The sequence below is a fragment of the Microbacterium sp. NPDC064584 genome, from assembly GCF_040687315.1.
GTDB classification, from domain to species: domain Bacteria; phylum Actinomycetota; class Actinomycetes; order Actinomycetales; family Microbacteriaceae; genus Microbacterium; species Microbacterium lacus.
The window spans coordinates 928,388-935,844 of record NZ_JBFBMZ010000001.1 but is presented as its reverse complement, the minus strand read 5'-3'; the positions used below and the strand labels follow the sequence as shown (position 1 = coordinate 935,844).

Below are 7,457 nucleotides of genomic sequence, written 5' to 3'. Positions count from 1 at the left end.
TTGCCGGAAACAACTGGTCATCCCACGGTGGCCCTTCAACGTCTACGACGACGAGAACCCCGCGGGAATTGACACCACGCTATGGGACTCACCCCGGACGGCATCCTCCCGCGCGTTCTGCAGGTGACGAACCTCATCCGCGGACCGGCCTGCGAGCATTCCCGGGTCGGTGTACTTGACCGCGCCGTCGAATTCCGCCCACCGGCCGAGGGCGGGCCACGCGAAATCGAGCAACGCGAGTCCGCCGATGTCCAGCTCGACCCTCCGCTGCAGCTCAGGGGCCGGCATCCCGAGCTGCCACATCCACAGGCGACTGACACTCTCGCCGGGCAGTTGCGCGCGTCCGTCGGCGAAGTCGGTGACGAAGCGCGCGTGACGGATGCCGCGGGCACCGGTGTGCGCGATGATCCGGTCGAGCACGCCCTGGCGGAAGCCGGCCGCGGCGACCGCGTCGTACTCACGCGTGTCATCGTCCCACGCGACCTGGCGGAGGGCCGCGTCGAAGCAGGACACGCCCGCCTCCAGCGAGGTCATCCGGATGACGTCGTAGACCGTCCGGCTGAGGGTCGTGACTCGCAGTCCGTCGATGATCTCGACATCCGCCTCACTCAGGGGGAGGTGGTGGCGGACGACGTCGGGACTGTCATGTCGGCTGCTCGGGCCGGGAATCGTCAAGTGGACGCGATCCGCGCGCGTGCGGAACAGGGGAAGGCCGTGGATCGCCGCGGCCGTCGTGTGCGAGTTCGTCGCCCGCGGGCTCTCCGTCCGCAGGGCGACGGCGTGAGCGAGCGTCCGCAGCTGGGCCTCGCCGTACAGCCGCTCCCAATCCGCCGCGTGCACGCGCACACCCGGACGGAGCCGCATGAGCCCGTCCCCCGCGACCCCGCCGTAATCCAGTCCGCGCTCGCGCTCGGCGCGGGTGCGGGTGACGAGGAGCGCTCGATTCGGGATGCCGGTCACTCACACACTGTGACGCGAGCGCGGTCGCGCGGGGCGCCCCGTCCGCGATCTGTGGGGAGTGCGCCGTCGGGGGCCCTGGGCAGGAACCGCCGAGATGGTCCCCTTTTCCCCGAAGTGGTCCCCTTCGCGCCGAGATGGCGTGCACCACCTCGGCGAGAAACCCACCATCTCGACGGGAAACCCACCACCTCGACGGGAAACCCACCACCTCGGCGGGCGGGGGAGAGAAAGGGAGAAAGCGACCGGGAGCTACTCGGTACCGATGCTCTTGTCGATGTTGTCGCGTACGTCGTCGACCGTGCCGTGGGCGCTCTCGGGCGCGACCTTCTTCACGAACTCCGCGGCCGCGTCGAGGGCTCCGTCACTGACGTTCTCGGCCTGCTCGCTGCCCAGGGCCTCCGCGATCTTGTCCTTGTTCTGCTCGAGGAAGTCCTTGCCCTGATTCACCAGGTCGTCGATGCCCATGCTGATCCCTTCCGGTCGGCGCCACGTCGCGCGCCCCCAGTCTGTCCGTCCGCCGCGCCTGAGGGAAGAGCGGAGCACCTATGCGAATCCTGAGGGACGGATTCCCCCGATCGGTGGCAGAATGGCCCCACTGCGGCGAACGCCGCGTGTGTTCTGGGGACGCACGCGACGCGCACCTCCTTCGGGCGGTCTTCGCCGCGAAAGGGGAATCGTGGCGACCACTGTCGTCCGTTCGGCGACGTCGCCGACGGCAGAACGAAATCCGATGCGCATGACGCACGCACCAGGAGGGCTGGTCGGCGCACCCGCGCCCGACTGGCGCTCGCGCTACACCGTGCGCTTGTGGCTGAGCGATCTGGCGGCGCTCATCGTCGTCGCGTTCGGCACGCAGATCGCCTGGTTCGGCCTCGGCAACGCACAGGTCTCCATCCGCGAGGACTCGCGCTTGAGCGTCGTGTCCTACTGGTTCTTCTCCGCGCTGCTCGTGGTGGCGTGGATGTGGGCGCTCAGCCTCGTGGACTCGCGCAGCGACCGCACGATCGGCACCGGCTCGACCGAGTACATCCGCATCATCTCGGTGAGCGTGCGCCTGTTCGGCATCATCGCGATCCTCGCCTTCCTGCTGCGCGTGGACGTCGCCCGCGGCTACCTCCTGATCGCCTTCCCGCTCGGGATGCTGTTCCTCCTGCTCGAGCGATGGCTCTGGCGTCAGTGGCTCGTGGTCAAGCGTGCCCGCGGGGAGTTCAGCGCCCGCGTGGTCCTCGTCGGCTCCGAGAGCTCGGTCGCGCAGATCGGGGACGCGCTGCGCCGCTCCCCCAGCGCCGGCTACCTCGTCGTGGGGGCGTGCGTGCCGCTCGCGGTCCCCGGCGGGACGGTGCGCGGCACCGACATCCCGATCGTCGGCTCGGTCCTGTCGATCTCGGAGGCCCTGACGGCCGTGCACGCCGACACCGTGGCGATCTCCAGCACGGACGAGCTGCCGCCGTCCGTGGTCAAGCGCATCTCGTGGCAGCTCGAGGCGGGGCGCCAGCACCTCGTCCTGGCGCCGAGCATCATCGATGTCGTCGGCCCCCGCATCCAGACGCGACCCGTCGCGGGTCTGCCGCTCATCCACGTCGAGACCCCGCGCTACAGCAAGGGCCAGCGGCTCGCGAAGCGGGGTCTGGACGTCCTGCTGTCCGCGATCGGACTGGTGGTGCTCAGCCCCCTCCTGCTGGCGATCGCGATCGGCATCCGTTCGACCTCCCCCGGCCCCGCCCTGTTCCGTCAGGTCCGCGTCGGCCGCGACGGTCGCGAGTTCGGACTGCTGAAGTTCCGCACGATGGTCGCGAACGCCGAGGACCTGCTGCCGGAGCTCGAACCGCAGCGGGATGCCGGCAACGAAGTCCTGTTCAAGATGGTCGAGGATCCGCGCGTGACGAACCTCGGCAGGTTCCTGCGCCGCTACAGCCTGGACGAGCTCCCGCAGCTGATCAACGTCCTGACCGGCTCGATGTCTCTCGTGGGCCCGCGGCCCTCGCTCCCCCGGGAGGTCGAGCGCTACGCGGATCACGTGCACCGCCGGTTCATGGTCAAGCCCGGCATCACCGGACTCTGGCAGATCAGCGGCCGCTCGACCCTGTCATGGGAGGAGTCGGTTCGGCTGGACCTCTCCTACGTCGAGAACTGGACGCTCGTCGGCGACGTGGTGATCCTGTTCAAGACCGCCCGCGCGGCCCTCGCACCCGGAAACACCGCCGCATGAGCCGGGGCCTGCTCGTCAGCGAGTGGATCGAGCAGACCGGCGGCGCCGAGCGCGTGCTCGACCGACTCGCGGGGCTGTACCCGGATGCCGACATGCTGTGCCTCTGGAACGATGCGCCGCAGCGCTACGGCTCCCGGCGGGTGCGCGAGACGTGGCTCGCACGGACGCCGCTGCGCCGACGCAAAGCCCTCGCCCTCCCGCTCATGCCGCCGACGTGGCGCGTTCCGCGGCACGGGTACGACTGGGCGCTGGTGAGCTCGCACGCGTTCGCACACCACGTCAACGTCGGACCCGATGTGCCGAAGTACGTCTATGTCCACACGCCGGCGCGCTACCTGTGGGCTCCCGAGCTCGATGCGCGCGGCGACAACCTGGCCGCACGCCTGGCCGGACCCCCGCTGCGCGCGATCGACCGGCGCGCGGCCCAGGAAGCGACGCGGCTCGCGGCGAACAGCCGGTTCGTCGCCGACCGCATCGAGCGCGCGTGGGGGCGTGAGGCGACCGTGATCCACCCGCCGGTCGAGGTCGCGCACATCCGCAGCGGGCGGTGGGAGCGAGAGCTGACGGATGCCGAGCGCCGGGCGCTGGACACGCTGCCCACGGACTTCATCCTGGGTGTCTCCCGGTTCATCCCGTACAAGCGCCTCGATGTCGTGATGCGGACGGGAGAGCTGCTGGGGCTGCCGGTGGTCCTGGCCGGTCACGGCCCGCTCGAAGAGCAGCTGCGCGCGATGGCGGCGGTCGCGGACGTCCCGGTGCGGCTGCTGGTGCAGCCGAGCGACGCGCTCGTGTTCGCCCTGATGCAGCGCGCGCGCCTGTTCGTCTTCCCGCCGGTCGAGGACTTCGGTCTCGTCGCCGTGGAGGCGATGGCGTCCGGGACGCCGGTGATGGCGAATCGGATCGGCGGCGCCGGCGAGTCGGTGCGCGCCGGCGTGGGCGGCGCGCTGTTCGACCCGTCCTCCCCCGCCGAGATCCGCGAGGCGGCCGCCGCGTGCGCACTGCTGCGCCCGGACGCGGTATCGGCGCACGCCGAACGCTTCGACGCGATAGTGTTCGACGCGGCACTGCGGGACTGGATGGGTGCACAGGTCACGACGTCCGCGGACGCGGGGGCACGCGAGTCGGGGACGGCGCGGGGATCTAGTTTGTGAGCTGCGCGCAGCCGGCGTCGATCGCGACCGGGGTGTCCGTCACGGTCGGGCTGTAGCGGACCGACAGCGGGGCGAGGGGCCCTTCGGGCAGCGCACTCGTGTACGACACCGTCCGCGTCTGGCCGCGATCGAGGAGGATCGCGATGCTCTGAGCGTTGCGGCCGTCCTCGGTGCTCGCTCGGTCCAGGCCCTCCGCGTCGCCCGATGCCGGGGTCGCGCTCGTGATGGACGCACCCGGCGGCGCGAAGTAGAGGACGTCCAGGAGCATCGTGGTGTTCGAGCCGCCGTAGCGGGGGGAGCGCAGAGCGCCGATGTGGTAAGTCAGGTCGTCGCGGTCGACGTTGTTCGTCATCGTGATCGACGTCGTGACCGTGCGTGCGGCGGCGTCGCACGTGATGGCGATCGAGGTCGACAGGTAGTACTCGAGTTTGCTGACCGCGGCGTCGTTCAGGAAGATCCCGACCTCGGTCGCCTCGGTGTTGTCGGTCTTCATCGCCCCGTCGATCCCGAGGCGCTGGGCGACCTGCTCCTCCTCGGGGCGCGAGAACCAGCCGTACAGCCGCTGCTGCTCCCCCGCGGTCCCGAAGACGTCGAGCATCGCGGTGAGGTCCCAGTCGCCAGAGACCAGCTTCTGGAAGACCAGGGCGGAGGTCGCAGCGAAGAACGCGTCAGCCGGTGCCTGATCTCCGGGGAAGCGGAAATACGTCTCGTTCAGCAGCAGGGACACAGCATTGTCCGCGTTCACCTCGATGCCGTCGACCGTGACCGGACCCGTCACCGCGAGGATGTCGCCGAGCACGACGGGGTCGAGCGAGACCACCCCGTCCACGGTGTACCCGTCCGTGACGGGCGCGACGGCCTGGAACAGGCGGGCCGCCGTCGGGAAGTTCGGAGTCTTGGTGTAGTTCTGCGAGAACCGGGAGAACTCGTCATCGTAGAGGGCGAGCGTGTCCGCCGGGAGGGCGAGCTGCGCGGTGCCGGACACGCCGTCGATCTCGAACGACGCCGAACCGGTCGTTCCGAGCAGCTCGATGCGGCCGCCGTCGGCCTTCACGTACACTCCGGCCGCGCCGGCGCCCCCGGTCGCGCGGATCTCGGCGTTGTTCTGGAAGATCACCAGGTAGGTGCGCGGTCCGTCCTCGCCGAGCATCTTCAGCGCGGTGGGCAGCACTTCCGTCGCCGCATGGGCGATCGGCGCGGACTCTTCGATCACGTCGATGACCTGCCCGACGGCGTCGTCGACGAACGGCAGGAGCGCGTCACGGTCGATGCCGGAGATCTTCGCGCTCGCCTCCGTGAACGCCGCATCCACGGCCGGGAGGGCGTCCAGCGCACCGCGGAAGGTCGCGAGGTTGAAGCCACCTCCTTCGAACCGGATGTTCTCGCGCTGCATCGCGCCGAGGACGGTGAAGCTCGCCGGCAGGGCGTCGCGGACGAGGATGTGCGTCGCCTCGGTCGTGTCGCGGATCGCAGCGACGTTCTGCCCGACGAACGGCACCCACGACGCGTACTGCCAGAGGGGCCCCTGCACGATGCGGTCGGCATCCGAGGTGTAGGTCAGCACGTCGGCGGCGACCGCCGAGAACTGCTCGGCGTCCCCGCTGCGGACGAGCTCGGTCACGTTGCCCAGGCGCGACTTCGCCGCCTCGAGGTCGTCGCGCACATCCATCGCCTCGCTGAAGAGGCGGGCGCCGAGGATGCCGGCGACCACCAGGACGATGACGAGGAGCCCGAAGAATCCGAGCACCCACGGCCAGATCCGACGACGACGGCGACGGGGAGCGGGCTCGTCGAGGAGCACGTCGTTCGACGGTGTTTCGGGCACGGGGGAACTGTAGCGCGGGCGGCCCGGAAATCACCGAGAACGACGCAGAAGAGGGCCGGGCCCGAAGGCCCGACCCTCTTCGGATCGCGTGTCGCGAGTATTACTTCAGGATCTTCGTGACCGTGCCGGCGCCGACGGTGCGGCCACCCTCACGGATCGCGTAGCCGAGGCCCTCTTCCATGGCGATGGGCTGGATCAGCTCGACCGTCATGTCGGTGGTGTCGCCGGGCATGACCATCTCGGTGCCCTCGGGCAGCGTGATGACACCGGTGACGTCGGTGGTGCGGAAGTAGAACTGCGGGCGGTAGTTCGTGAAGAACGGGTTGTGACGGCCGCCCTCCTCCTTGGACAGGATGTACGCCGTGCCCTCGAAGTTGGTGTGCGGGGTGACCGAACCGGGCTTGACGACGACCTGGCCGCGCTCGACGTCGTCACGCTTGGTGCCGCGAAGGAGCAGACCACAGTTCTCGCCGGCCCACGCCTCGTCGAGCTGCTTGTGGAACATCTCGATACCGGTGACGATCGTCTTCTGCGTCGGGCGCAGACCCACGATCTCGACCTCGGAGTTGATCGCGAGCGTGCCACGCTCGGCGCGGCCCGTGACGACGGTGCCACGACCGGTGATCGTGAAGACGTCCTCGATGGGCATGAGGAACGGCTTGTCCTTGTCACGCACCGGGTCGGGGATGGACGCGTCGACGGCCTCCATGAGCTCGACGATCTTCTCGGTCCACTCGGCGTCGCCCTCGAGCGCCTTCAGGCCCGAGACGCGGACGACGGGGGCGTTGTCGCCGTCGAAGTCCTGCGACGACAGCAGCTCGCGGACCTCGAGCTCGACGAGCTCCAGGATCTCCTCGTCGTCGACCATGTCGCTCTTGTTCAGCGCCACCAGCAGGTACGGCACGCCGACCTGCTTGGCCAGCAGCACGTGCTCGCGCGTCTGGGCCATCGGGCCGTCGGTCGCGGCGACCACGAGGATCGCGCCGTCCATCTGGGCGGCACCGGTGATCATGTTCTTGATGTAGTCGGCGTGACCGGGAGCGTCGACGTGCGCGTAGTGGCGCTTCGGCGTCTCGTACTCGACGTGGGAGATGTTGATCGTGATACCGCGCTGACGCTCTTCGGGAGCGGAGTCGATCGACGCGAAGTCACGCTGCACGTTGGTGGCCGACGGGTACTTGTCGGCGAGCACCTTCGAGATGGCAGCGGTGAGCGTGGTCTTGCCGTGGTCGACGTGACCGATCGTTCCGATGTTTACGTGCGGCTTGGTCCGCTCGAACTTGGCCTTAGCCACTGGGTCCTCCTAGGACAT

At 69.4% G+C, this 7,457-nt stretch carries 6 protein-coding genes; 2 read left to right on the top strand and 4 right to left on the bottom strand.

Annotated features, from left to right (window positions below; translation table 11 throughout):
• Positions 1-42: 42 nt before the first annotated feature.
• Both AB0P18_RS04405 and AB0P18_RS04400 read right to left on the bottom strand, forming a co-directional pair.
• Complete coding sequence (locus tag AB0P18_RS04405) at positions 43-960, bottom strand: hypothetical protein (RefSeq protein WP_363359092.1); 918 nt, start codon at positions 958-960, stop codon at positions 43-45.
• A gap of 249 nt (positions 961-1,209) precedes the next feature.
• Entirely contained in the window at positions 1,210-1,425 is a 216-nt protein-coding gene (locus tag AB0P18_RS04400; RefSeq protein ID WP_344051760.1) for a hypothetical protein, read from the bottom strand.
• 271 nt (positions 1,426-1,696) lie between these two features.
• On the opposite strand from AB0P18_RS04400, the gene AB0P18_RS04395 reads away from it, so the two are divergent.
• Together AB0P18_RS04395 and AB0P18_RS04390 are read left to right on the top strand one after the other, a co-directional pair.
• Positions 1,697-3,169 carry a sugar transferase gene (locus AB0P18_RS04395; protein WP_363359091.1) on the top strand — a complete coding sequence of 491 codons (1,473 nt, stop codon included), beginning with the start codon at positions 1,697-1,699 and terminating at the stop codon, positions 3,167-3,169.
• Positions 3,166-4,320 carry a glycosyltransferase gene (locus AB0P18_RS04390; RefSeq protein ID WP_363359090.1) on the top strand — a complete coding sequence of 385 codons (1,155 nt, stop codon included), beginning with the start codon at positions 3,166-3,168 and terminating at the stop codon, positions 4,318-4,320. Before AB0P18_RS04395 ends, AB0P18_RS04390 begins: the two co-directional genes overlap by 4 nt.
• Here AB0P18_RS04390 and AB0P18_RS04385 read toward each other — a convergent pair.
• Together AB0P18_RS04385 and tuf are read right to left on the bottom strand one after the other, a co-directional pair.
• Complete coding sequence (locus AB0P18_RS04385) at positions 4,310-6,145, bottom strand: DUF4012 domain-containing protein (RefSeq protein ID WP_363359089.1); 1,836 nt, start codon at positions 6,143-6,145, stop codon at positions 4,310-4,312. The genes AB0P18_RS04390 and AB0P18_RS04385 overlap by 11 nt on opposite strands.
• Before the next feature lie 100 nt (positions 6,146-6,245).
• Entirely contained in the window at positions 6,246-7,439 is a 1,194-nt protein-coding gene (gene tuf / locus AB0P18_RS04380; RefSeq protein WP_344051751.1) for an elongation factor Tu, read from the bottom strand.
• Between the last annotated feature and the right edge of the window lie 18 nt (positions 7,440-7,457).

What these genes read in the sequence shown, in the direction of transcription:
- AB0P18_RS04390 (WP_363359090.1), top strand. Translation starts at nt 3,166, where the DNA reads ATGAGCCGGGGCCTGCTCGTCAGCGAGTGGATCGAGCAGACCGGCGGC.
- AB0P18_RS04395 (WP_363359091.1), top strand. Translation starts at nt 1,697, where the DNA reads ATGACGCACGCACCAGGAGGGCTGGTCGGCGCACCCGCGCCCGACTGG.
- AB0P18_RS04400 (WP_344051760.1), bottom strand. Translation starts at nt 1,425, where the DNA reads ATGGGCATCGACGACCTGGTGAATCAGGGCAAGGACTTCCTCGAGCAG.